This window comes from Methylomonas albis (assembly GCF_014850955.1).
Classification (GTDB): domain Bacteria; phylum Pseudomonadota; class Gammaproteobacteria; order Methylococcales; family Methylomonadaceae; genus Methylomonas; species Methylomonas albis.
This window is the reverse complement of sequence record NZ_JACXSS010000001.1, coordinates 1,299,790-1,325,216: the sequence shown is the minus strand read 5'-3', so window position 1 is coordinate 1,325,216 and position 25,427 is coordinate 1,299,790. Positions and strand designations below refer to the sequence as shown.

At 49.6% G+C, this 25,427-nt stretch carries 20 protein-coding genes; 11 read left to right on the top strand and 9 right to left on the bottom strand.

Annotation, left to right across the window (positions count from 1 at the left end; translation table 11 throughout):
• The first annotated feature begins 3 nt into the window (after positions 1-3).
• The 9 genes from creB to EBA_RS06125 all read left to right on the top strand — a co-directional run bounded on the left by creB (position 4) and on the right by EBA_RS06125 (position 8,041).
• On the top strand, positions 4-696 hold the full coding sequence (gene creB, locus EBA_RS06165; RefSeq protein WP_192373831.1) for a two-component system response regulator CreB: 693 nt from the start codon (positions 4-6) through the stop codon (positions 694-696).
• Positions 693-2,123: a two-component system sensor histidine kinase CreC gene (gene creC / locus EBA_RS06160; protein ID WP_192373830.1), complete on the top strand. Its 1,431-nt coding sequence runs from the start codon at positions 693-695 to the stop codon at positions 2,121-2,123. Before creB ends, creC begins: the two co-directional genes overlap by 4 nt.
• A 117-nt stretch (positions 2,124-2,240) precedes the next feature.
• On the top strand, positions 2,241-4,157 hold the full coding sequence (locus EBA_RS06155) for a pentapeptide repeat-containing protein (protein WP_192373829.1): 1,917 nt from the start codon (positions 2,241-2,243) through the stop codon (positions 4,155-4,157).
• 243 nt (positions 4,158-4,400) lie between these two features.
• The gene (locus EBA_RS24855; protein WP_192373828.1) at positions 4,401-4,604 is read left to right on the top strand and encodes a flagellar brake protein; all 204 of its coding nucleotides are present in this window, start codon (positions 4,401-4,403) and stop codon (positions 4,602-4,604) included.
• 179 nt (positions 4,605-4,783) lie between these two features.
• Positions 4,784-5,347 (top strand): protoglobin domain-containing protein, encoded by a 564-nt coding sequence (locus EBA_RS06145; RefSeq protein ID WP_192373827.1) that lies wholly within the window; start codon positions 4,784-4,786, stop codon positions 5,345-5,347.
• A gap of 10 nt (positions 5,348-5,357) precedes the next feature.
• Positions 5,358-5,720, top strand: a complete 363-nt coding sequence (locus tag EBA_RS06140; protein ID WP_192373826.1) for a roadblock/LC7 domain-containing protein — start codon at positions 5,358-5,360, stop codon at positions 5,718-5,720.
• Between the two features lie 199 nt (positions 5,721-5,919).
• Complete coding sequence (locus tag EBA_RS06135; RefSeq protein WP_192373825.1) at positions 5,920-6,669, top strand: flagellar brake protein; 750 nt, start codon at positions 5,920-5,922, stop codon at positions 6,667-6,669.
• A 170-nt stretch (positions 6,670-6,839) separates the two neighbouring features.
• The gene (locus tag EBA_RS24710) at positions 6,840-7,472 is read left to right on the top strand and encodes a LuxR C-terminal-related transcriptional regulator (protein WP_192373824.1); all 633 of its coding nucleotides are present in this window, start codon (positions 6,840-6,842) and stop codon (positions 7,470-7,472) included.
• Positions 7,473-7,516: 44 nt separating this feature from the next.
• Complete coding sequence (locus tag EBA_RS06125) at positions 7,517-8,041, top strand: PepSY domain-containing protein (protein ID WP_192373823.1); 525 nt, start codon at positions 7,517-7,519, stop codon at positions 8,039-8,041.
• Positions 8,042-8,190: 149 nt separating this feature from the next.
• Here EBA_RS06125 and EBA_RS06120 read toward each other — a convergent pair whose 3' ends face one another.
• The 8 genes from EBA_RS06120 to EBA_RS06085 all read right to left on the bottom strand — a co-directional run bounded on the left by EBA_RS06120 (position 8,191) and on the right by EBA_RS06085 (position 19,544).
• Entirely contained in the window at positions 8,191-10,578 is a 2,388-nt protein-coding gene (locus EBA_RS06120; protein ID WP_192373822.1) for a hypothetical protein, read from the bottom strand.
• Positions 10,579-10,637: 59 nt separating this feature from the next.
• On the bottom strand, positions 10,638-11,501 hold the full coding sequence (locus EBA_RS06115) for an esterase/lipase family protein (protein WP_192373821.1): 864 nt from the start codon (positions 11,499-11,501) through the stop codon (positions 10,638-10,640).
• A gap of 22 nt (positions 11,502-11,523) precedes the next feature.
• Positions 11,524-12,582, bottom strand: coding sequence for a DUF6765 family protein (locus EBA_RS06110; protein ID WP_192373820.1), 1,059 nt, complete (start codon positions 12,580-12,582; stop codon positions 11,524-11,526).
• A gap of 17 nt (positions 12,583-12,599) precedes the next feature.
• Positions 12,600-13,496 carry a glycyl-radical enzyme activating protein gene (locus tag EBA_RS06105; RefSeq protein WP_192373819.1) on the bottom strand — a complete coding sequence of 299 codons (897 nt, stop codon included), beginning with the start codon at positions 13,494-13,496 and terminating at the stop codon, positions 12,600-12,602.
• Between the two features lie 15 nt (positions 13,497-13,511).
• Positions 13,512-14,165 (bottom strand): hypothetical protein, encoded by a 654-nt coding sequence (locus tag EBA_RS06100; protein WP_192373818.1) that lies wholly within the window; start codon positions 14,163-14,165, stop codon positions 13,512-13,514.
• A gap of 13 nt (positions 14,166-14,178) precedes the next feature.
• Positions 14,179-17,151 (bottom strand): pyruvate formate lyase family protein, encoded by a 2,973-nt coding sequence (locus EBA_RS06095; protein ID WP_192373817.1) that lies wholly within the window; start codon positions 17,149-17,151, stop codon positions 14,179-14,181.
• Positions 17,152-17,557: 406 nt separating this feature from the next.
• Positions 17,558-18,226, bottom strand: coding sequence for an HD-GYP domain-containing protein (locus EBA_RS06090; protein WP_192373816.1), 669 nt, complete (start codon positions 18,224-18,226; stop codon positions 17,558-17,560).
• A 790-nt stretch (positions 18,227-19,016) separates the two neighbouring features.
• Positions 19,017-19,544, bottom strand: coding sequence for a hypothetical protein (locus EBA_RS06085; protein ID WP_192373815.1), 528 nt, complete (start codon positions 19,542-19,544; stop codon positions 19,017-19,019).
• Positions 19,545-20,259: 715 nt separating this feature from the next.
• On the opposite strand from EBA_RS06085, the gene EBA_RS06080 reads away from it, so the two are divergent.
• Positions 20,260-20,655, top strand: coding sequence for a hypothetical protein (locus tag EBA_RS06080; RefSeq protein WP_192373814.1), 396 nt, complete (start codon positions 20,260-20,262; stop codon positions 20,653-20,655).
• 131 nt (positions 20,656-20,786) lie between these two features.
• On the top strand, positions 20,787-22,295 hold the full coding sequence (locus tag EBA_RS06075) for a patatin-like phospholipase family protein (protein ID WP_192373813.1): 1,509 nt from the start codon (positions 20,787-20,789) through the stop codon (positions 22,293-22,295).
• Positions 22,296-22,839: 544 nt separating this feature from the next.
• Here EBA_RS06075 and EBA_RS06070 read toward each other — a convergent pair.
• Positions 22,840-25,233, bottom strand: a complete 2,394-nt coding sequence (locus EBA_RS06070) for an EAL domain-containing protein (RefSeq protein ID WP_192373812.1) — start codon at positions 25,231-25,233, stop codon at positions 22,840-22,842.
• Positions 25,234-25,427 lie beyond the last annotated feature (194 nt).

Genomic DNA, 25,427 nt, shown 5'->3' with positions numbered 1-25,427 from the left:
GCCGTGACTGCCGCCAAACGTATCTTAATCGTAGAGGACGAACCGGCGATTGCCGACACTTTGATTTACGTGCTGAACAGCAGCGGTTATCAAACCGAACATGTCGGCTTACTGCAAACCGCCTTGACCAGATTGCAATCCGCAACGTTCTCCCTGGCGATTCTCGATGTCGGCCTGCCGGACGGCAACGGTTTTGATTTATGCCGGCAGCTGCGTCGATTCTCGGACATCCCGGTGATTTTTCTAACCGCGCACAGCGACGAAATCGACCGCATCGTCGGCTTGGAAATAGGCGCCGACGATTACGTTACCAAGCCGTTCAGCCCGCGTGAAGTGGCGGCCAGGGTCGGAGTGATTCTGCGCCGGCTGGCCGCCGCCGAGATTAACCAGCAAACACCGGCAGCGAACACGCCGTTTGACCTGGATAGCCAAGCCGGCCGCATCCGCTATTACGGACACTTGCTGGATTTGACCCGTTACGAATTTTTGTTGCTGAAACTATTGATCGAGCACCCGGAGCGGATTTTCTCCCGCGAACAACTGCTGGAACGAATCTGGCAAGACCCCGGCGACGTGTTCGACCGCACCGTCGATACCCATATCAAAACCCTGCGCGCCAAACTGCGCTTGGCCGCCGCCGATCAAGATCCGATACGCACCCATCGCGGCCTGGGTTATAGCTTGCAAAGCCGATGAAGTTATCGGTACGTTTATTTCTGGGCTACTTCCTGCTGGTGGCCGTGACCGGGCAGCTGGTGTTGTTGCTGGTGGTAAAACAAATCGGCCCCGGCGTGCGTACCGCGCTGGAAGCCAGCTTGGTCGATACCGCCAACCTGCTGGCCGAACTGGCCGCGCCGGATTTGCGGCAAGGCAGCATCGCCGACGGCCATTTCGCTCAAGCGGTCAAGCGCTACAGCAAGCGGCCGGTATCGGCGAGCATCTTCGGTTTTCCGAAACAAAGCCTGGATTACCGGGTTTACGTTACCGACGCGGCCGGCATTGTCCGTTTCGACTCGGCGGGAACGGCAATCGGCGAAAACTACTCGCGCTGGAACGATGTTTATCTAACCCTGCAAGGCCAATACGGCGCGCGCTCCTCGCAGGCCAATCCCGGCGACAAGACCAGCTCGACCATGCATGTCGCGGCGCCGGTGCGCGACGGCGATAAATTGATCGGCGTGGTCACCGTCGCCTACCCCACCGCCCTGCTGCAACCCATTGTCGACGCCAGCAAGCATGCCATACAACGCGGGGCCTTCTGGTTGTTCGGCGGCGCTTTACTATTCGGTGCGGTATTCAATTGGCGCTTGACCCGCGCTGTAGAATTGTTGGTCACGTATGCCCGTACCGTTACCTCTGGCGGCAAAGCCAGCCCGCCCAAATTACGCAGCGTCGAGCTGTCCACACTGGCACACGCCCTGGAAAGCATGCGCCAGGAATTGGAAGGCAAACAATACGTCGAGCGTTATGTACAAACCCTAACCCATGAAATGAAAAGCCCGCTGGCGGCGATTCGCGGCGCGGCGGAATTACTGGAAGAACCGCTGCCGGATACCGACCGCCGCCGCTTCGCCGGCAACGCCCGCGAACAAGCCGAGCGCCTGGACCAGTTAATTGAACGGCTATTGGGACTGGCGGAGTTAGAGCAGCGCCAGCAATTATCCGATCCACAGCTATTGGATTTAGGCGAATTGCTGAACAGCATCCTAGCCGAAAAAGCCCCGCAACTGCTGCAACTCAATTTGCACACCGCCGTGTCGGTAGACAAACCGCTACCCGTGCTGGCGGAAGAGTTTTTATTGCGGCAGGCCATCTCTAATTTACTGGATAACGCATTGGCCTTCGCGCCCGCCGCTTCGACGATCGAAATCAACGGCAGCCGCGACGGCACGCAAATCTTTTTACGCATCCGCGACCACGGCCCAGGTATCCCTGAATATGCGCTGGAACGTGTGTTCGAACGCTTCTACTCCCTGCCGCGCCCCAACAATGGCCGCAAGAGTACCGGCTTGGGTTTGGCCTTTGTTCGGGAAGTGGCTATGTTGCATAGCGGGGAGATCAAGGTTGGCAATGCCGAGGGCGGTGGGGCGATGGCGGTGTTGAATTTGCCGGAAAGTGATTGAGAAACAGCGTAATCGACGACCAATTTACCTTTGTCTGATCATCATTCCAAACTCCTGAATTCTGACTAACCAAAGGAAGAAAAATGAAAACATCGATAATTGCAGTCGTCAATTTCAATGTTCGTATTCTCAAAACCAGCCAAGCGTGGCAAGCTGGCAAATATGATCTTTAAGGTCATAGTTTTCTGCTTGGCTGTATTACCAATACAGGTATTTGCTTGCAGTTGTTGGGATCCAGAGCCAGAAGAGTATCTTCAAGCCAGCACATTGATTTTCAAAGGTATTGTTGAATCGGTTGAAAAAATTGTGCCGACATCCGTAGCGGACAAATATAGCATTACCACAATATCCGATGAACTCGCATCAAGCCGCGCTAAATTTAAGCTGACAACCCTCTATAAAGGACCGGAATCCAAAGAGATCGATATCGAATTTCATAAGAATGGCGCGAGTTGCGGATGGGATTTTTCGGTTGGCAAGAAGGTAACCGTTTTTGCTGACGGCAATGCTCGGAGTGGTTTCAAAACTAGCATGTGCATGATGTTCCCTTATGCATATTCTATTGAGCACGGCGATAATCGATATCAAAAAGCCATTGATGCTTACCGAAAAAAACGGAATTCCTTATTCTCCCTTTCACGAAATACACGTAAAAACCAAGTGTTATTACGAGAACAAGCCACCTTTTTCGTTCGAAATCAGGACTATGCTGCGGCAGAACTGGCGTTTAACCAAATACTTAAACTACGACCCAAAGACCTATCAGCCTTGGTAGGCCGGGCTGACGCCCGATACAAACAAGGCGCCTATGAACTTGCTTTGGCAGACTATCAGGCTATCCAAAAACTGGATATACAGAATAGTGCTGCTAGACATGGAAAAACTTTTGCTTTGTTCAAACTTGGCAGAATTCAAGAGCTTGGGGACGACAGAGACTTTAGCGGTTACGAAAATGATTTGGATCATTCGTCTTTCGCCGGCCTGAATTTGGCTGGTACCAATTTCCGGGGCGCCAAACTTAGCAATACGGATTTATCCGGAGCCGATTTGAGTAATGCCGATTTCTCTGAATCCGATATACATAGCTCTAATTTCAAGGGAGCGAAACTCAATCATGCGAAATTTCGTAATCTAAAAAGCGCATCCGAAACACAATTCAATCACGCTGATCTTCGACACGCCGACTTTGATGACACCGTTTTGTTTGCCACAAACTTCGACGACGCGATACTCGATGATGCCGATTTTTCTAAAGCCGACATGAGGCTCGCTTCCTTTGAGGGAGCTTCGATCAACAACACAAAATTGCACGGCAAACGTATGGTTTCAGCCAATCTACGCGGTTTGAAATTCGTTGATCAGGATTTATCTGGCGCGGACTTTCGAGGTGCCGAGTTACGTGGCACGATCTTTCAATCCACGAATCTTAAGGGAGCTATTTTTGGCGTAGCAGAAGGGAAAATGACTAATCTACAAGACTCTGACTTGTCCAAGGCCAATCTCACCGATGTTGATTGGGGGCCCGTTATTGTCGACTGCCATATTAAGTTGCCCTATAACTTGGATATAGCAAAATTACTGGTCTTTCCTATATGGACTGGTTGCAAGGGAAATCCCCCGCGAACTGCTCCACCAACTACGTATCGCTTTCCGTGGGGAATAGTACTCCAAGGTATAGATGCTTCGAATTCTTACTATGTTGACGGAGACTTATCGAGATTTAGATTTCAGCACTCCAATTTCGACAACAGCGATTTTTCGCGTGCCACGCTTATCGGTTTGGATATTCAAGGCGGAAGCTATCAAAAAGCTAACTTCGAGTACGCCAATCTCACCAATGCTCATTTTACGGCAGTGAGCTTTAGCGAAGCTTCATTTGCACATGCCGATTTATCGAACGCCAAGCTGAGAGAGGTGGATTTTTCCTCGGCGAATCTGGAAGAAGCGAAGCTTACCGGCCTGTGTTTCGATACTAAGAGCAAATGGCCAGAAGGATTCGATCCGCTTGCCGTTGGCGCTAAGTTGTGCGAATAAGCTGCCGTGACCTACAACTGAGCAAAAGCCATACAGTTAACGCACAAGGAATCCAATTCATCAAACAAACGCACGATGCCGGCTTAGATCCTCTCACAGCCCTTTAGGTCAGAGTGCGCGAGTGTCCCTTAACAATAATTTAGCTTCGATTTGTCGCGCAACCGCTATTGCGACAACCAGTCCTAAACATCACTTGTTTCCAGCCAGCAACAATCCGGTCTTTAACCTATATTTTCCGCATATTTGCAAAACCGACGATCACTATCGATAGAAGACAATTACGCAATTTCCAACCCAAAACAAATTGTCAATTACCTAACGCAAATCCAGAGGCGTCATTGCATTTTGTCCGCTCGCTATGCCGTTAATGATCAATCGGGTTTAACCGCAATGGTACAAATTGACCTTATGCACAATGCCTTGGCGATAGACGCTCGAAAATATTAATAACCCTCTGGTTTGCGAGCTAATTCTCATAAGTCGCAAATAAGCAGCGCAGAAAAATACCTAACAAAAAACCTAGTATATGCTTACCGCGCTGAGTCTAACTAGCAAGACCATGCGGCCGCAATATCCCCCCTATAAAGTCGGCTGTATTTTTTTCAAGTTCACGAGGAGCGTTTTTAATGTCATTGGATTTCGAAAAGCTGACCGTATACAGCAAATCGTTTAGCGGGTTTACCCCCGATAAGGAAGCTTTGTTGCTAGAGGTCGGATCGCAAATTAAGCCACATCTGGCGGCGGTAACCGACGAATTTTATCAACAGTTGGCCACCATACCGGAAACCGCTGCGTTTCTGGAAGGCCGAGTCGAGGGTTTGAAAAAAACCCACCGCCTATGGATGGAAGGACTATTCACAGGCCCCTATGATAAAGACTTTACCGCACAGATGTTCAAGGTCGGTGATGTGCATGTCAAGGTTAAATTGCCTGTCGAATTCATGGCCGGAGCGATGACTTTGATCAATAACCGTCTTTTCACGCTGATAATTGAAACCTTCGGTGACGATAAGCAACATTGCGCTCGGACGATTGCCGCGGTTAACTCGGTAACCGGCTTTTCATTGCTGGTGATGCAGCAATCCTATCAAGCGTCGAGCTTGGCGGAAGAACTGGAAAAGTTTTTGAAAATTTCCGGCATGAGCCGCACGTTATTCACCAATCTAGCCTTGGCCTACAGAGACAAATAAGGAGATCACCATGCGTTCGGATTTATTAATATCTGTCTTGACGGAATTGAATGGCTCATCGGCTGATATCGAAGCCAGTGGCGTGATATCGACCGATGGTTTAATGATGGCATCGGTATTACCGGCCTCCATGGACGAAGACAGGGTAGGCGCGATGAGTGCCGCGATGCTGTCATTGGGTGATCGTACAGCGCAAGAACTGGCGAGAGGCGAGTTGGAGCAAGTGCTGATCAAAGGTAAGGCTGGCTATGTGTTAATGACCTATGCCGGTTCCGAAGGTGTTCTCACCGTTTTGACCAAGTCTTCGGCCAAATTGGGCTTGATATTTCTTGATGTTAAGAGAGCGGCGGTTCAAATCGCGGAGATGCTGTAAAGATTGAATTGGAGTGACGGGATTACGCCCGTCACCTCGACCTTACCACCAGACATACTGTTTTCCGCATCCGGCGTCGCAGCAACTAGATCTAAACTTCCCCGCACTAAAAAGCTTAACCCCGTCCTTATTCCCGCCAGCAACAATCCGGTTTTTAACCTATATTTTCCGAATATTTACAAACCGATGACAATGATCGATGGAAGACGATTTCGCGATTTTTAATCAAAAACAGATTGTTAATTACCTAACGGAAATTCAGCAACGCAATTGCATTTTGTCCGCTCGCTACGGCGTTAACAATCAATCGTTTTTAACCGCGATTGTGCAAATCGACCTTAAGCATAATGTATTGGCGATAGACGTTGCGCCCACCCAGGAATTGACGGATCGCTTGTTATTGACCAAGCGCGTGCATTTCCTCACTCAGGTCGACGGGATTGAAGCAGCTTTTCAAGGCGTAAACATCAAACTGGTGCGGAATGAGCAAGGAGCAGTGTTGATGATGCCTCTGCCGGATAGACTGTATTGGCGGCAGCGGCGCAATTATTATCGGGTAAAAGTGCCGCAATCGCACGTCGGCACTTATTGTCAATTTGGCTTTAGCCTAACCGACGCAAATGGCCTACCAACATCTATCGTAAAAGACTTCAAATTGATGGATATTAGCTTGTGCGGACTGGCCTTATTGAATCCCGACCATGAGTTACAGCCGGATTTAGTCTCTATCGAGCCCGGCAATTGCACTTTATTTCTGCACGACCACGAACATCATCATGCCGATATCGGGCTACGAGCCAAATACAGTATCGATGTCAAAACCAGCACTATAACGACCGCCCACCGGATAGGTTTTCAATTTACCGCCATTTCGCCGGCTTTTGAAAGCAGCGTGCAGATCTACATGCAGTCCATCGAACGAATGCTGAAAAACATCGATAGTCGTTAGATCGGCGTTAAAACGCCCTGTTTCTGTTAAGCTCCAACGACGGCTAGGCCCAAACCCCCAATCAAAAGGCGAGTGCATCGGTAGCCATTGACGCCAGAGAGAACAATGCCTTCTGCACCACAATGGCTTGGATTTGCAATTACACCCATTTAGACAATAGGCAAGATATCGTGTCAGTCATCAGACTATTGCTACCCGCACCAGGGTTTGCAGAAATTAGCCTTAATCCGGAAGAACTGGAGAAACAAGGTATTGTCGTCATGACAACGGAGCCAAATACTGCGGAACCGGTGAATTTCGCGGCTTTAGACCTAGCCATGATCGATGGAGAGGCGGCCTTGCAGGACAATCTGAACCTGATCGATCAAATAAAAGCCATTGCACCCTCCAGTAAATTTGTGGTCTTGCTTCGCCATTCCAGCGCCCATGCCGTAAGTTATATGCAGGCCGGTGTGACAGGTTTGTTGGCAGCGCTTCCCGACGCGGTGAAGTTGGCCGAGATCATCCGCAAGCTTGTGCAAGGTGACTATTACCTGGATCAAGACATCGCGCAGCTATTGGCCATGCGACAAATCAAAAAACAACTTGATCCGTTTATTTCGCTAAGTTCCCGCGAGTTTGATGTGTTTTGTCTGTTAGCTGAAGGCTGTTCATTGCAAACCATAGCGCTGCAACTGGGCATCAGCAGTAAAACCGTCTCCAATTGCCAAACCCAAATCAGGCTGAAACTGGCAATTGACAGTCGGGAAAAGCTGACAAAATTTGCCAATGCCCATGGATTGATTATCCATAAAGGCGTATGATTCCTGATATTCGGGAATTTTTCCTTTTTTTTGCGAGGTAACTTATGAAAAAGTCATTATTAACATTATCTATATTGGCCAGTTTTGGGGCTTTGTCCGGGCTTGCCGTCGCGGCAGATCAAGGGCTGGAAAATTGCATTCAGGCGGCTAAAAAAGACAAGGCCGGAGAGCTAATCAAGTTGGAAAAACTAACTGTCTCCGGCAAAGGCGCTTATGAATTGGAACTGCGCGACAACAACCGCCAGGAATGGGAGTTCATGTGCGATGCCGACAGCGGCAAGCTGACTGAAAAAGAATCAGAGGTGTCCGACCCCAATAGCCAGGCCTTCAAAAAGAATGTCAAAGTCACCGAAGAAGATGCGGCTGCGATTGCGCTAAAAGCCAACCCCGGCAAGATTGAGGAAGTCGAATACGAAGTCGAGGAAAACGGCGGCTCGTCTTATGAATTCGACATCGTCAACGACAAAGGTTTAGAAACCAAAATCGAAGTCGACGCCGCCAGCGGCAAAATAATCGAAACCGCAATTGAGGAATGGGAAATTGGCGAAGAGAATGACGAAAAACGCTAATCGTCAAGGCCAGCCTGTCCAATAGACAGCCATCAAAGGGACTCTCCCAAAGAGAGCCCCCTAGGCTAGCCGACAGATCCGATCCGTCCACAGCTAAACACTTACCCCCCCCCGCTGATAAAACCAATAAGCCGAAATATACCGCACGCTTAAATGTTTACATCAAAGCCTATCGCCTGCCGATGTTGCTCCCAGGTGTTATCCAACAACAGAAAATAGCCGAATAATTGGTACTGATATTCCGCCGGATCGGTGGCCGAGTGAAACGGCACCAGCAAGTCTGTGGCATAAATCAGTTGTCCCAGGAACAAGCCTTCCGCGATTTCCACCAGTTCGTCCAGGCAGGTGCCGATAGGCGCCGGGCCACCAATCAGCGGATAGCGGTAATGAAACTGGAATACTTTCTTAGCGGCTTCCGGGCCGTTATTCATCGGCAAAATCGATTCCCTATCATCCACGCCCAAAAAGCTATAGCCCTGCCTGACGAACGGCGACGGTCCGGAATCGGCTAATTGCTGTATGGACGGCAACGGCGGGTGGTAATTCATATCCAATACCCGGAACAAGGCGTCGGTGACCAGAATGCGCGAATCCTGGATGTTATTGCCAAACACCCAATGTTCGGCGGCTTCCCGTTCCCAAAAGGCCTTGTCGGTTTTAGACATACCCTGGTCCCAACTACCGCTGCTTAGATGCTCGGCGTAAACGCCCGGCTCTGGCCAATAATGCTCGCGGTTTTTCTCGACCAAGGCGTAATGCGGAAAACTGGCCGGATGAGCTTTTAGCGCTGCGACCCGTTCGGGATAGCGCCGGGCTAAGTCGTCGCTCTCATCCAGCAGCATGCTCAACTTGCGACCGCTGATACGTTCGAACGATTTACCCGCCCACGGAAAAATAAATCGGCCGATATTGGCCCATACCGCGTTCAGCAAATTGGGCGCGCGCGGATCGTTTTGCAGCTTATCAGCCAGGGCGGCTGGAATCATGCCGTGTTCCTGCAAAGATCGGGCGATGTTGGCAATAAAACTATCGCCAAAGCCCCAATGCACATTCAACGTGGCGCCATGATAATAGTCGAAACCCTGGCACGGATCGCCACTTCCATACCAGTCACGCGCTTCGGGCGCATCGAAGCGAGTGTTATAGCCCCTACCCTGGCCTTGAAACACGCCATCGACAATGCGCGGCGCAACGCCGCAACGAAACAGCCGATTCAGCACTTCAAAATGCCGAAGATGATCGTCAAAACCACTGGCCGCAGAAATTTTGCCTTGCTGGCTTTGCAACATTTGCAAAATCGATTCGCCTGGCTGCAGCAATTCACGCACATCGCCATCATCACTTTTTGGCGACGCTTCCAGGCAAAATGTCGTGAATTTACGCTGCAACACCGGGTCGTCACGCCAACCACAGGCCCAATCCACGCTGTCCGGAACGGCACCCGCTTTGGCCGGCACGGGTTTGTCGTAACCCAATTCCTTCCAGCCGCGCTCACCGGGCCTAGGCCGCAGGTTAGGAAAGGCTGCGTCGGCGAATGCTTCCCTGGCGCGAGCGGTATCTATCATCAAAAAGAAGCCGTTATTTTGATAACCGTAATCTATCGAGTTATCACCCGTGTACGCTGCGCCCAACTCCCACTCCGGCGGATGATCGCCAAACAAAGGTATCTGCAAAGTACCCATACTGTAATGGTGAGTGGCCATCACCAACTGCCCCAAATAGATGCCGTCATCGATCTGCACCAACTCATCGATTAGCCGCGTCATCGGGAATGCCGGATGGAGGTCATGCCATCGATAATTAAGCTGATACACGGCTTTGCCGGCCATGTCGCCAACCACCGACTTGCCAGGCGAAGCCAGGAAAATCCCGCCGGTTTTCACATACGGAATGGCTTTTTCCTTGGCCAGATTTTCGGCCAGCAATTGGCTATCGAAGCCCTGAGCCTTGGTATCCAAAGGCCGGTCTTTTAAATTCCAGAACTGTGTCAGCACTGGCATACCCAAGCTTTGAATAAAATTGGGGTCGTCCGGGTCGCGGAAAAAATTCCGACCGATACGGGCCACGTCCGGATCGTAAGCAAAACTCGCCACCGGGTCGTGACCGCATTTGGCGGCGAATACCTCTTTAGTCACCGGCTCAAAGGTTTTGCCCATCCATAAACCGGTGCTGGCGTAAGTGACATTCCATAAGGTCGCCATCCATTCCAGATGCGCCAGCATAGAACGATTTTCGCCGTGTTTCTTGGCGGCTTCCTTGAAATAATCACTATCGCGAATCGACATCGACACACCGATCATCGGGCCGTCCAGTGGCGTGCTCGTGCCGCATTTAAATAAAGTCAGCAGCTTTTCGTGGATAGCCTCCCATTCCTCGCGGCGGAGATTGTCCCCCAAAATCTTCCGATAACTGCCGAGCATCGGTAACGCTCCGGCTTTGAAATCGTTGGTCAGAATGGCGTCGAGAGCGCTGCCCAACGCTTGCCTTTCATCCTCTGACGCACTTGGGAAATTGGCGACGTTTAGATAATTGTTCATGGTCCATCCCCTGTGATGGTTATATTGTTGGCTTAGGCTGGGACATAAAATCCCGCCGTTTAAAAGCCTTGTTGTTTTAAGTCTTTGACTATGTCGAGATACGCTGCCGGGACATCGAAATGCGTCAGCAGGAAGCCGCGATAGTCGACCAAGTCGCCATGCGACAAACCTTTGTCCGGATTGCTGGCGCCGATCAAACCGCGAAATCTGCCCCATTGGCAGGACTGGGTGGAGACCATGCCATCGTTTTCGCCTTCTATCTGCTTCAGCAAAACCTGCGTGGCGGCAAACATCGGATCGTCGATAGCCCGGCGCATCATGCTGCCGTAGCTTTGGTAGTAGACGCCGGGCGCATCCGTTACTTGTTGATTAAATTCCGCCAGATAAGCGCGTGTCAGCTGTCTGATGGCCAGGCCGGCTTGTGGGCTTTTGTCGCCGGTGATTCTGGCCAGAATGTCCATCGCGCCGAACCCCAATCGCTGCGCCAGACGTTTGAAGAAATTTACGCTCAGCACGTTTTGCGTATCGGGAATGTCGCCGGCCACCAAATCCGCCACGGCCGAACCATGATGCGGTGTGCAAATCGTCGTCAGACTGGCGACCTTATCGGCCATATCCAGCTTGGATATCAGGTAACGCGCTTCCAGGCCACCCTTGGAATGGGCGACGATATTGACCTTGGCTGCGCCGGTTTCGGTGAGTACCTGTTCAATATTGGGCTTCAGGGCAATCGCGCTGGTTTCATGGCTATTCCAGGCGTCCAGGCCGCCCTGAAAAATCTTTGCGCCGGCAGCTTCCAGTACTTTGGGAATCCGCCCCCAGGAATTTAACATCAGCATGTCGTCGCGGTAACCGACGCCGTGCAGCAACACGATGGGATACAGAGTCCGGCACGCTAGATCGGATTCGGGTTTGGCATTCATGTTTAATCTCCTGTTTATCGGCTCAGCCCGCACAAATACCGTATTTGGGCAAAATATCGTGCAGCACTGTCAAACGATGCAATTGCAGGGCGTCGTGAAACAACTTCCAGTTGCTGCCCAAAAATGCCGGCGTGTATTGGTGCACGCGCATATCCCAACTACTGCCCAAAGCTATTTCCTTCCAGGAATTGGCGCCTTCGGCGGCATAGCTGATCTCGGCCGTACCGAAGCTGAATTTTTCGCCATTGAAGCCTTTCTTGACGATCTCCAGCCATTTGGCATGGCGGGCTTTGTCTTCCTTAATCTTTAAATCAAGGAAGATTTTTTGCAGCAGGGTTTGGTCGGCAACCGGCAATCCACTCTGCGCTTTGCCCAGATATTGCTGCATGACTTTACACATCGCGTCCGCCGCCGTGCAGAAATCCGAGGCGTTATCCCGATCTATCCAGACACCGCGACCGTTCTTATATTGCCAATGTAAAAACGGCAGATCCGGAAAGTTCTTGGCACGGCCATGTCCCAGCGGTGGAATCACGTCATCCAGAATATCCTCAAGCACATGCTGCAGCTGTTGGCTATACATGCCAGAGCTCTTTAGTTCCCTGGCATGTTCGACGTTGTTGATTTCGTGAATTACCCCGGCGAAACCTTGGTGCGACCAAGTATCGGCATACACATGCAAGGCAATCCCCAGTCGATGCAAGCTGTAAGGTTTGCCTTTATCATTGACTGCCGCCTGCACCATCTCCTTGGCCGGCGGACTATCCGGCAGGCAGACGATTTTTTGGATAAACGTGCCTTCCGGATCTTCGCCCGGACCTTTGCCGCCGTTACCCGGCAGAAAATGGAACGGCAACCAGATCAAGTGGTTGTAATCATTGTTTAAATTACCGACATCGGTGCTTTTATGCGAGGAATGAATCCGCGCATAAAAGGCGTCGTTGTCGAAATGCACGACACCTTCGCTGACGGCGTCGTCCACATATTGCGCCGAATAAGCAATGATGTCGGCCTCCTGGTGAACGAATCCGGCGGTACGGGCGACGACATAGGTAACGGCGTGATGGAAATCGGTTTGCATGATGACTCTCCTTGAGTTCAAGCGTTTTGCATACTCTCGATGCAGTGCTTAATTTGGGCATCGCTCATAAAGGCGTCGTGCCGATACTCGGTATCGACGCCAAAACGCTGCAATTTATCGAGCCACAGAGGGTTATAAGGTAGGACGTTAACCTGCTTGATGCCTAGGTCGCGCAAAAAAACGGCTAGCCCTTGCAGATTGGCCTCGGTGGCGGTAATGCCGGGAATCAGCGGAATCCGCACTTCAACCGGGATTTTGGCAATCTCGGCCAGACGCCGCAGATTATCCAAAATCGGCCGATTGGAATGACCGGTGTGCAGAATGCTGGCGGCTTCGTCTATCAATTTTAGGTCGAAATAAATCAAATCCAGCCACGGTAACAACAAACGTGAGAACCGGCCAAAATTAAACATGCCGTTGGTTTCGATGGCGGTATGAATGCCGGTGGCTTTCAGTTTTTTGAAAAATTCGTGTAGGAAATTCATCTGCATAGTGCATTCACCGCCGGATGCAGTAACGCCACCGCCAGTAGCGTCGAAAAATGGCTTATCGATGGCCACTCGATAAAACAGCTCGTCCACACCCAGCCATAGACCAACCTGTTCCAGGGCATGCCGCGAGCACACCGTCGCACAGCGTCCGCATTGGTCGCAACGCTCCCTGTCAAACCGCAGTTGCCGGTCTTGCAGGGTTAAGGCCTTGGCTTTACAAGCTTTGATACAAGGCAGCTCACAGTCGTCCGGATGGCATAACTCGGCACGAAAAGATAAGGACGGCCCCGAAGCGATGCCTTCTGGGTTTTGACACCAACTGCAACGCAGCGGACAGCCTTTGAAAAACACCGTGGTACGGATGCCTGGCCCATCTTCGCTGGTGTTGCGTTTGATATCGAAGATGTAGGCTTTGCTGTCCATCTTCGCGCTCCATGTTCAGGCCGCGTCGGGAATATCCAAGGACAACTGGATATCCGTGGCGATTGCGCCCAATTTGAACAAATGACCGACATGGCCGGTCAGTTGCACCAGGTTCTCCAGCAGCAAGCCGACAATATCCACGCCCGGACGGCCCAGCAGACCGACGATGGATTGCACGTCCTTAAAGCGCACCACTAAATCCACTCGGCTGGGATCGCTCTCAATTTGGTCGGCCTGACTTTCGGTCAGCACTTGCGTATCGACTAGCGCCAGCGAATTTAGCGCCTGTCCGAATGGAGTCTTGATATACAGTGAATCGGGATTGGGACAAAACCTGAGCAGCACGTTCATATCGTCGCCGCGCCGGCTGGTGCGGATCAGAAATTTGCCTTGGTAATAACGACGGCCACCCGGTGCCAAGGGATCGACAATCACGAAGTTTTCCTCGAAAAAAGCATGGGCCTTGGCGGCTTGAGCGGCATCCAGATGACAATCGCGCAACAAATAGCCAAACCCGAGGCGCAAGGCTACCGCCATACCGCTGGCCAGCAGCCGGCCCTCGATTTTATCCAACACCGCCGGCAACTCGCCTGCATCAATGGCGGCATTACTGCCTAAGCGTAAGGTTTTTTGTAAATTCGGCATTAAACAGGGAAATCCGGCATGCATGACAGTTCTCCTATTAAAGTGCGCTAAGCGTATGTTGCTCGGCGCCGGTGTCCAAGCCAAAATTGGCTCGTTGTATAATTTCTTTGCGCATTTGCGGGCTGAGCGTGACGAAATACGCCGAGTAACCCGCTACCCGTATCATCAAGTCCTTGAAAGGCTCCAGAGCTTTATGTTCGGCATCGCCGGCGCCGGTCTGGCCGGCGGCCGTGGCTGCGCGGTCGGCGGCGACCAGATCGTTGATAGACGACACGCACATTTGTACCAGCACGCCGTTTTGGTCGGCAAAAGCTTTCATATAGCGCGAGAACAATTCGGTATCCGCTTCGAAATGGCCTCTATCGCGAGTAGTCAGGCTGAGGTTATAGGTGTAGCCGTTCTGCACGGTGTTGGCATTCACCGAAGTAACCGACAGCATATGATCCAGCAAATTGACCGGCTCGCCGTTGGCTTTCACCACGCCGGGGCAAGGCGTAATGCCACTGGCAAACGACTCGCCGCTACGCCGGCCATTGGGCGTGGCCTTGGTCAACATGCCGAAGCCGGCATGGTTGGTCATGCTCCAGTAACCGGGTAGATAACGTCCGCCGCGATGGGTGCGGTATTGGGCAAACACCTCCTGCAACATTTCGGTCAATAGATGCGTGTATTTCACCGCCGCGGCATTGTTATAAATGCCGCCGGGAGTTTGGTCGACGCCGGCACCGTATTTGGGGGCCAAGCGCACCATTTCCTTGATTTGTTTTAACCGATCTTGGCTTAGATTAGGCAAACTCAGCGGCGCATCCTCGGGATGTAACCAACTTTGCACTCGCTCCAGAAATGCCGCCCAGGGGCTTTTCGGCTGTAAACCGTTTTCATCGAAGTCGGCCTGCATCGCCGCCAACAATTCCCCCGCAGCAACTTTGCCACTAAACACCAAGCTATCCAGTACGCAAAATGAGTCGATCACATCGGCCAAACCGATGATTGCAATGCCCGCCGAATTGTATTTAGCACCGCCGGCGGATACGTCGCGAAAACTGGCGCCATTACTGTCCGGGGTATTGCTCGGCCCGGTAAATAAACCGGACAAAAACGGCGACTGCCGGGATTGCTCATAGAATCGGCCAAAGTAATTGTTGCATTGCACGACATGCCGGGCCATTTCGTTTAACTGAAACCTGAAGGCTTCGATAAAGGTTTGCATGCTAGCGACAGTGGTCAACGGCGGCGTCGTATAGCGCTCGTCGCCGTAAAACAGATTAGGCGATTTCGGCGCCACGCCGTCGCTGCGATGCTTGCCGCCGAACAAAGCCAACTCCAACACCGCCGGCAGCACCATCAAGGTCGAACCGGTGTTGCCGTAATGCTTGTGCGCGGCGTTTTCTTCGATGCAGCCAATCGAGGTGTAATCATAGGCATCCGCCAAGGCTTCTTCCGGGCTGATGCCGGTGTGCGCCGCATAATAACCGGCCATGGCCGGCACCACCGCTGCGTCACCATGCAGTGCCGGTGTGGCTCGGGTCAGGATGTTGACCTGGCAAATCCGTCTTAGGTAAGGATCCATCACCTCGGTTGGCAGGGGATTACCTTGCGCGTCGCGGTGATGCACGTCTCGGTGATAGCGGGCGTGCACGTTCGGATCGCGAATCGACAAAATTTCGGTGGCCTTGAGGATGATGTAGGTCATGTCGTTGACTGCATCGACGGCTTGGCCGTTTTCGTAGCGCGTACCGCCCACAGTCAGGGCCTGGTTGGAGCCACTGCCGGCAAATAGCGTTTCCGAACCGGACGTAGACAGCGGCACGTGGTCGGAGCAATGCAGAAAGAAATGACTGACCAACTCCACGGCACGGCGTGTGTAATTGTCCCGCTCCGCAGCGCTATCCAGCTTTTGCCAATCGGCCAGGTAGAACGGGTTGAGGATTTGGTCCAGGCGGCCGATGGAAAAGCCGAAATTGGTGTTTTCCTGTAGCAACAGGTGATAGCAAATCCAGACTACCGTCAGCGCTTCATGCAAAGTGTCTGCGGGCTGGGCCGGCACTTTCCGGCAGATGGCGGCCAGCGCCTGATTGCCAACGCGCTCGGCAGCCTCCGCTAAGTGTTCCGCATAAATTTTGGCACCTTCGTAAACTTCAATTACGCCTTCCAGAAACTCTACCTGCTGCGGCGTGGCCGCCGCGCCGTTGGCGATGTCTTGCCGGGCCCGCTCAATTAGGCCATCGAAACCATATTTCAAAACCCGTTCGAAATCGGGCACGGTATGCGAGACGCAGGTGGCTTTGTCGGACAGGAAGAACGCCACACGCTCCATCAATTCCTGGGCTTTTGGGGTTTGTCCGGCTTTTTTACGTAATGGCGGATCGATGGATGGCGGGTAACTGCCGGCTACTCTATCCCGATTTTCATAGTCGGCACTATCGTAATCGCTATAGCGGGCCAGCTCTTGGATTGGCTTCTGTTCCAACCAAAATGGAAATATCTCCCGATTCAGGCGGTCGGCCACTTCCGGGCGAATCTTGAACGGATTTTGCGCGCGGGTCGTGACGGTTTTCAGTTCCGGCCAGATGCAATAACCGATGGTATCGGCGTAGACCACCGGACCAACAAAGCTGGTGGTAGTTTGGCCGGGCAGCAGATCGTCGGCTTTAACGATCGCGGTTTTGTTGGCAAAAACATAACGCAACGCTTGGGCGCGCCGAGTGTAAGCCGGTAACGCCTGGCTCTCGGGCCGACGTAAAAACTCGGTCAGCAATCGCGGCAACTCGTCGCAAATTTCCGGCGTACCTTCCGGCGCGAACAGCTTATCGCGCCAAGCGCCCACTATCGGGAATTGTTCCAGGGTGATGTTACGTAACGCCAAATCCTTCAGGGTTTTGATTTTTTCGAAGTCTTGGTTGGCGATGGGAAATAAGTCGACTTTACCGGCGTCCAACACTGGCGTTGCGGAGCCCTTGCCGAGCTCCACCGAAATACCGCCGTCGGATGATGGATAGGGAACAGACATGTTCAATCTCCTTTACAACAAAACGATCCCTCGAAAGCGTATGCCGGCAGCCTGCGGGGTGACCGCCAACTCCCTGCCCCGGCTATTTTTTGTGATGCACATCTAAATTATAGTCCAATCCTTATGAAACGTAAGGAAATAAACCTGACCGGTTTCTTGTGTATCGGCGACTGAATAAAAGACTAACAGGCGTGAAATACTCGACAGTGCCAAACTGGCTGCACGCCCCATAGAATTTTAGTGGTAAGCATTGTTGCGCGATGCACCGTTCGGCGGCTAACCCTTTACCTGATTCGGTGGTAACAAGGTGATCGCTAGGGTTTTGGACTTTTTTGGGTAGATAGTGCATGCGCTTCTTAAGCCGAAGCGCATACTTTGCATGCTTATAAAAACTTTACCCTATCGTTCAGAAAGCACTTTTTGAGATTGACAGGAAGTCGCCCTGTATCGTTTGAAAGACGTCCACCAACTCCGGATCGAACTGAGTCGCTCTACTGTCTGCAATCAGAGCGGCCGCTTGTTCGTGAGTCCAGGCTTTTTTGTAGGGGCGCTCCATGGTTAGGGCGTCGTAAACATCGGCAATCGCCGTGATGCGGCCGTACAAGTGAATTTCGGTATTCTTTAAACCCAACGGGTAACCACCGCCATCCCAGCGTTCGTGATGGCTAAGCGCAATTATTTCAGCGGTTTTTAATAAGGAGTTGTTCGACCCCTTCAGCATGTTATAGCCATGGGTAGTATGCTGCTTCATCATTTCCCACTCGCTTTCATCAAGTTTGCCGGGCTTTAACAACACCTTGTCCGGAACACCAATTTTACCGACATCGTGCAAGGGTGCGGCAATCAACAACACTTCAACCATTTGACTGTCAAAGCCTATGGATTTGGCGAGATGAGCGGCATACTGCCCCACCCGCAGCATGTGCGCGCGGCTATCCAAATCCTTAAAATCCGCCGCAATACCTAAGCTTTCTAGAATGTCGTCTTGCGTTTTCAACAATTCATCGCTGCGATTAGGCAGCATCCTATCCTGATTATCGTTGAACAGCATGCTGTCTAAACGCGGTAAATACATATGCCGCCGGCCTTTGCCTTTAAGCCTATTTTTTGATACTTACCGCTATTTAAGTTCATAGCTATATCAACGCAATAAGGCGAATATTTTTCGGCATGTGTCAACCCACTCGGATTAAGAATCTAATTATCGTTACAAAGCAGGTGCTAGCCAGGAAAACAAACATCTTGCCCGTCCTTGATCAGCTAATCGCCGGTTCAAATTGACTAGTCCATCGAAATAGACCTCGACAAATCCAGACGACTTTAGCCGCATGCAAACCTTACGAAAACATTACATTATTAGTTGTACAGGAATAAAGTTGCAAGCTCGACTATTGATAAGCGGCGAAAAGGCTTGGGAAAGGTAGTGATTTATGGGGAATTGTTTGGCAGGAGTGGTGCGAAATTGCATGCTACTTACACACCAGAGATCATAGGAATTGCACACTAGCTGTTCTTCTTATTGCACACTGAAATCACTGCCTTGCACACTCATTGAATTGACAAAAGCAGGCGCAGACAATGAGTAAAATTATGGTTGGTTGACCGGCAAAAACCGACCCAAACCTGCCTATCGAGCTTCCTTAAACCTGCCATTCAGCTAAATGGCGGTTCAGCGAATTGCAGGACTACAAAGCAGGCGTTGGTGATCTCAACCGATCGGCCAATTGCTGGCTGTCGAGGTTGGTTGTTGAATGGCCGGTTTATATCAAAAATTGTATGTTTAATGATTAAATTCACCCGCTTGAGCAGCTTTTTGCACAGTTCGCCTCGAATGAAAGGTTAGCCCCCTTAGTCATGGCCGCGTTCTACGTGCCAAAGATGTACTTGTCACGGTTGGCAATTATGCTAGATGCCAGTTCATCTCCCGTCACCGATGACAGTTGCTCATCCAAGATCGTGAGGGACGCAGCGAAGGTGCGTGGAGCATTTCTTGTTGCGTTGGCTGTTTTATATCTATCCGTCCATCCCAGTATGGCGCTGAGAGTGCCAGCCATTGAAATGACGGTTTTCTGTTTTCTAAACTCGATGGAAATATCAATTGATCTAATGGGATAGCTCATTGATCCAACATCTGAGACTGGGTTACCGCGGACACTGTCTATTTGGCCAACATAACTGCCAGAAAGATGAAACTCCAAATTGGAGCGAGCGCCGTAAATTATGTTTCTTAGAGTTCCGCCATTAAGCAAAGGCACCTCAAGCTCAGCACCATAGGAGCTGTTTAAATCAGGGCGGGAGATAACTAAGGAGTTCCGTAAGAGTAGCGTTGGATTTTCGTACGACAGGCTGGGTGTGTCATGCACCTTCATCCATCCTTCCACTTGGTTGTGCATGGGATTCTGCATAATGAATAATTAGTTAGTTTCTGTGTAACTACCGGCGAATGATCTTGTAAATAATAATTTCTTGATCAGCATTTGATTTCCCTTTCTGTGTATCATCGGAGACGAGTGGATGTGACTGGTAACCATCAAATCGCAGTCATTGAATCACTTTGAGCAGAAGGCCGCAACGGGTCGATTGCGTCGGTTGGCATCTTCAGGTTCATCGCCCGAAAGCCGTCATTGAATTCGGATTCCCGATAGCTGCCGTTCGTCACAGTGTCAAACCGACCCATAAAAGACGATCAATTTTAATTTCTTGATGGCGGCAAATGAATGTAATGCTGCCATTCCATCTCAACTAATTAAAGTCACTACTGTTTTTATAATTCGACGACTTAGTACGTTTGTACTGGTACAAACGTAACGTTGATTAATGACATGATTTGTTACAAGATAAATTTAAAATTTATATTTAATTGAAATTGGTGCTATCGATTAATTTTCGAAATGGCAGCAATCTCATTAAGAATAGACGTTTAATAACCCTGAAAAATTTTCCTTTAATGATCCACTTGTTGAATTTGGCTGAATCTGGTTAGCATGTCCAAAATGCATGTTATCCCAATCAGAATTTCAACAGTTTCGGAATGAGATTGACGCAAACAGCGAACCGAGTGTAAAAGATATGCAGACCTATACAATCACTATATTTTAAAGGATAGGAATGGATGAACTGATTAATACCAGAGTCGTTGAATGCGGCAATATGGCAAATGATTATGATCGCTGGCTAAATGTTCTGCGCATTCCTAATTTTTTTCTTGTTGGGGGTGGTTCTCTTTTAGCATTCGTAGGTGGTACTGCAATTATCAGTAATCAATATGAAAATATTGCAGGTTATATGGCCTTGATTGGAGGCTCACTGACGGGGCTCCATGGTTGGATGGGTTGTGAAACACACCAGCAAAAGTGTCGTGCCATAGGCGCTCAATATGCATCTCTCAAATTAAAGTATCAGGCACTAACTTTGGAAAATGAAAACAAAGAAGAGAGGATGAAATCACTAGAGCAGCAGTACGCTGAGTTTATTTCAACTATCGACGCAAAACCTTGGTTTTAAGTCCACAATATAACAATTCAAAATCACTCTGCTGTGTTTCTTCTATAGCCAGTGATTTGCATCGTTAGCAAAAATGTATCTTGTTTTTTCACTTGGCCCAAACAGATTACACCTAAAAAGAGGAATGTATAATGAAAAAATCAATTGCTTTGTTGGTCTTCATATTTATTTCGCCAATTTGTACCGCCGATGAGATATCTGGCGATAATCTGCCAGGATTTTATTTAGTTAATACCCCTAATGCTAGGTTGAACAACCAACAAAAATATTTCTCTCATGAATACCAGAAAATAAATTTGAGAAAAAATGAAAACGATAGTGAAATTAGGCCTAAGCATTTAACTGGATTAGCACTATCTGGAGGTGGCATACGTTCTTCTGCATATCAATTAGGTATATTGTCTGGCCTGTATGAAAGTAAGAAAAATCTTTTAGATATTGATTATATCTCATCTGTTAGTGGCGGCAGTTGGGCAAACGGTGGGTATTGGGCATGGGCTTCTTCAGACGAGGAGTTTTTTAATTGCTTATTTACGGCTGCTATAAATCCTAAAGCAGATTGTGATGCGGCAGTAATGCTGAACTCGGAACAACCCTTCGCAATATTGCCAGCTGAAGGCGCAAAATTAAAAGCAAGAAAGCGGCAATGGAAGGAGTATATCGAGAGTGTATATCTACCCAATTGTAATGTTGACGCAGAAGATATTAAATCGACAGGAATCGATAGTGCATGTGCTCGGAACTACAGGACTAAACCGTATGTTATTATCAATGCAACACATTCTGTTCCTACAACAGAGCAAGGTGCAAGTGAAATGAATATGCCGTTTCAATTTACCCTTGATAATATAGGTACTATTTCTGATTGCCATCCAGATATGAAGTGTAAAAAAGGATTTTTCGTAAACAATATCTCCAAAGATTTTGCATGGGTTAACAACGCACTTTTTCGAAAAGATAAGCCGGAGAATAGTTTATCGGCTGCTATGGCAGCATCTTCTGGTGTAGTTGGAGCTCCTGTCCTGTTATCTTATGAATATGAGTTGTTCTATCAACCTAGAATTTCTTTGCTTGGTAATTGGCGCGGCAGTAACATAAAAGAAATACGAAAAGAGATTGTATTAAGTGACGGAGGAAAGTCTGACAATCTTGGCTTAGTTCCATTGATAGAGCGTGGCGTTGATCTAATTGTCATCTCGTATATGGGTAAAGACAACGATTTGAATAAAAATCCATGGGAAGATCTAGATATAGCTGTAAAACAAGTCAAAAACTTACTTGGCTGTGATGTTGAAAAACCTGGGCTCGACGTAGACCTTTCAAAAAATCTCATACACGAAAGTAAGTACACATGCAAAAATCACAACGGAAAAATATTGCATGTAAAAGCATCCTATGGGAACGCGAAACGCTTTGTTGAATATTTGAGCAGTATCGGTCAGAGCGACTTGGTGAATTACTTAACGGTTAAAGATGTCGAAAATAATAAAAATGAAAATGACAGATTTCCACAAACTGAAACAATGAAACAAAAGTATGATGATGAGCTAATAAGGTCATATTACTTAATGGGGCGCTGGGTTGCCAAGGAGTATCTAAGCGATATAATCAAAAAGACACAGGAAAATGGTACAAATTAAACAAGCATATTGCTAAACAGAGGGTCAGATAAGTAACCGAACTCGCTGGATTATCAAAGGTAACGTCTCAATCTGATCAAGCAGACACTTAGGTACTCCTTATCTGGCCCGTTAAAAGAGCAAGTTCTGGTATAAACCGGCCATTCAGAAATCAGCCTCGAAGGTCGGAAACTGGCCGGCTCGAGCCGAAGACGACTCAAGGTTGCTTGCCAAAAAGCCGCCATTCGTTGCCGATAGGGATCAAAAATTTCGCCGAAATCATCATCGGCCGGTTTTGGCCGATCCAAGGCATTCAAAATCTGGCAGGGTTTATATCGGAATACTCGTTTTCCTCCATATTGGCAGCTAGAGTGTGCAAGTGATGCGCATGTGTGTTCAGTTGTCATGCACTTAGGCGCGCAAGTGCATGCAATTAGGCAGAGTGGAAAGCGCGGCTTGATTCGCTTCACCCTTTCAAGATTATCACGCTATTAATATGGACCTTAAACGTCTACTGGTCGTGCGATCAAGGCGCTGCTTTACTCATCTGCGCCACTACCCGGCATTAAGAACGCATTTTTAGATAAGAGACTACCTGATCGGCCGCCAAAGGATGGGAAAACAGATAGCCTTGGCCTTCTTGACAGCCTTCTTGACGCAGAACGTCAAGCTGCCCCAGGGTTTCTACGCCCTCGGCGATAGTGTGCATATCAAAACCACGGGCAAGCTGGATAATCGAGCGAACGATGGCCAGATCATGACGATCGATTTCCAGATTTCGTATAAATGATTGATCGATTTTCAACTTATCGACGCGAAAGCGTTTTAGGTAGGCCAAGCTGGAATATCCGGTACCAAAATCGTCGATGGATAGCGTAAAACGTAGCGACTTGAATTTCTCCACAATATCCAATATGTATTCGATATCCTGCAACATGATGGTCTCGGTTAACTCCAGCTCGATATATTGCGGATCCAGATTGTGCTCGTCGGTTAGATCGGTAATCATCTTGATGATGTCGCCGCGTTTGAATTGCATCGAGGATAAATTCACTGCCACTCTCACGGGCTCGTATCCAAGCTCCTGCCAGGCTTTAGCTTGGCGACACGCTTCGCGAATCACCCATTCGCCCATGGGCACAATTTGCCCGGTTTCTTCGGCAATCGAGATAAATTTATGGGGCAGCATCAGCCCCGCTTCCGGATGATTCCAGCGAATCAAGGCCTCAAAGCCGATCAGCTCGGAGCTAATCAGATCGAATTGCGGCTGGTAATACAAAACAAACTCTTGATTGGTCAGCGCAGCCGCCAAACTGTTACGCATCCGCAAACGTTCCAGCGCATCGACATTCATTTTGTCGGTGTAGAACCGATAAGTATTACGCCCGCAATCCTTGGCGTGATACATCGCCGTATCGGCCAGCTTTAACAATGTCTCGAAGTCGTCACCGTCGTGCGGATAAAGTGCCACTCCAATACTGGCCGTGGAAGTGAGCCTTTGTTCGTCGATTTCAAACTCCTCACTCAGATGATCCAGAATCTTCTGCGCCACATGCGCTATGGCCGGCGTGTTAGGCATGTCGGTCAACACCACCACAAACTCGTCGCCGCCCAAACGGCTAACGGTATCGATCTCGCGCACATGCGCTTCCAGACGCTTTGCCACAGCGATCAGCACACGGTCGCCCACCTCATGCCCGAGACTATCGTTGATATTTTTGAACCGATCCAGATCCAAAAACAACAGCGCTACCGAGCCCGCTTCGTGCCGCGCGCTAAGCCCCACCGCTTGCATAAATCGATCTCGCAACAACAAGCGATTGGGCAGTTTGGTCAATGGATCGTGATAGGCCAGAAACAGCAGCAAGGCCTCGTCCGCCTTGCGCTTGGATATGTCGCTAAAAATAGCTACATAGTTACAAATACGGCCATCGCCGTCGTGTACGGTACTGATGTTCAACCACTTCGGATAAATATTGCCGTTCTTGCGCTTATCCCAAATCTCGCCATGCCAAGTCCCTTCCTTAAGCAGGTGCTCCCACATCTCGGCATAAAAGTCATGATCATGCCGATCCGAGGCCAAGATCCGCGGGTTTTGGCCCATAACCTCACCCAAGGTATAACCGGTTATCCGGGTAAATGCATCGTTAACATAGACAATATTGTTGTCCTGATCGCTGATTAACACCGCCTCGTCGCTATTGGAGAGCACTCGGCTCATCAAACGGCCTTGGCGTTCGCTTTCCAAACGATCACTAATCTCTTGCCCCAAAACAATCAAGGCTTTCCGGCTGCCGTTAGCCTCGAACAGCGGTGTTTTAACAATTTCGAACACGCGTTTTTGTTGATTATTTTCATCGTTAGAGACGATGGTACGAATCAACTCCAAGGACTGCCGTGCCTGCCAAGCCTGTTCGTCGGCTTCCGAGCAGGCATCAAAATAGCGTTGGTAACGCTCGTCGCACATTGCCGCCAGTTGGCTGCAGGTTTTGCCCTGCCAAGGTTTGCCGATTAAGCCGTACAGCTCCAGCGTGGCGTTATTGGCGATCTGCCATCTGCTTTGCTCATCCTTGACGATGATCAAATTGCGGGTCGCATTTATCAGTAAAAAGAAGTTCTCTTCATTGACGAATGTCGCGGGCTTGCCGATTTGACCAATGAAGCGATAACCCTGGCCGTATTCGGTTTTAATCAAGAACTCGATACCCGGACTTACCCGGCGCAGGGTCGACTTCAAAATCGACAGACAACGGGAAATACTTTCATCGGAGGTGGGGGCGTCATTCCAGACTCGACTGATCAAGTCTTCCTTGGATACCCGGTTGCCGGCCTGTTTGACCAGTTCGAGCAACATTTTGAATTCTTTGGGGTGCAAACTAACCGGCTTGCCGGCAAAGCTAAGCCCCTGCTCGTTATCGATGACAAAACCGTAAAAGTCAGCGTGAAAATGCTTTTCCATAGCTTATTGGCGCATTAAAGTTGTTTGAACGGCGGTATTGATTGCTCTGTCTCTTGTGTTGCCATCATCGATAAGCACCGATTTGCAGATGCTCGACATATAGTTGGCTCAACAAGATAACACTCGACAGCATTTAAATCCTTATGAAATTTTGCACCGGCTGCTTTCCAGAGCTATTTTGCTGACGACGGGCA

Excerpts from the sequence above, each read along its gene's own strand:
- creC (WP_192373830.1), top strand. The coding sequence starts at position 693 with ATGAAGTTATCGGTACGTTTATTTCTGGGCTACTTCCTGCTGGTGGCC.
- EBA_RS06100 (WP_192373818.1), bottom strand. The coding sequence starts at position 14,165 with ATGCATGCCGGATTTCCCTGTTTAATGCCGAATTTACAAAAAACCTTA.
- EBA_RS06095 (WP_192373817.1), bottom strand. The coding sequence starts at position 17,151 with ATGTCTGTTCCCTATCCATCATCCGACGGCGGTATTTCGGTGGAGCTC.
- EBA_RS06070 (WP_192373812.1), bottom strand. The coding sequence starts at position 25,233 with ATGGAAAAGCATTTTCACGCTGACTTTTACGGTTTTGTCATCGATAAC.
- EBA_RS06135 (WP_192373825.1), top strand. The coding sequence starts at position 5,920 with ATGGAAGACGATTTCGCGATTTTTAATCAAAAACAGATTGTTAATTAC.
- EBA_RS06075 (WP_192373813.1), top strand. The coding sequence starts at position 20,787 with ATGAAAAAATCAATTGCTTTGTTGGTCTTCATATTTATTTCGCCAATT.
- EBA_RS06110 (WP_192373820.1), bottom strand. The coding sequence starts at position 12,582 with ATGCAAACCGATTTCCATCACGCCGTTACCTATGTCGTCGCCCGTACC.
- EBA_RS06120 (WP_192373822.1), bottom strand. The coding sequence starts at position 10,578 with ATGAACAATTATCTAAACGTCGCCAATTTCCCAAGTGCGTCAGAGGAT.
- EBA_RS06105 (WP_192373819.1), bottom strand. The coding sequence starts at position 13,496 with ATGGACAGCAAAGCCTACATCTTCGATATCAAACGCAACACCAGCGAA.
- EBA_RS06125 (WP_192373823.1), top strand. The coding sequence starts at position 7,517 with ATGAAAAAGTCATTATTAACATTATCTATATTGGCCAGTTTTGGGGCT.
- EBA_RS06080 (WP_192373814.1), top strand. The coding sequence starts at position 20,260 with ATGGATGAACTGATTAATACCAGAGTCGTTGAATGCGGCAATATGGCA.
- EBA_RS06145 (WP_192373827.1), top strand. The coding sequence starts at position 4,784 with ATGTCATTGGATTTCGAAAAGCTGACCGTATACAGCAAATCGTTTAGC.
- EBA_RS06155 (WP_192373829.1), top strand. The coding sequence starts at position 2,241 with ATGTTCGTATTCTCAAAACCAGCCAAGCGTGGCAAGCTGGCAAATATG.
- EBA_RS06140 (WP_192373826.1), top strand. The coding sequence starts at position 5,358 with ATGCGTTCGGATTTATTAATATCTGTCTTGACGGAATTGAATGGCTCA.
- EBA_RS06090 (WP_192373816.1), bottom strand. The coding sequence starts at position 18,226 with ATGTATTTACCGCGTTTAGACAGCATGCTGTTCAACGATAATCAGGAT.
- EBA_RS06085 (WP_192373815.1), bottom strand. The coding sequence starts at position 19,544 with ATGCACAACCAAGTGGAAGGATGGATGAAGGTGCATGACACACCCAGC.
- EBA_RS06115 (WP_192373821.1), bottom strand. The coding sequence starts at position 11,501 with ATGAATGCCAAACCCGAATCCGATCTAGCGTGCCGGACTCTGTATCCC.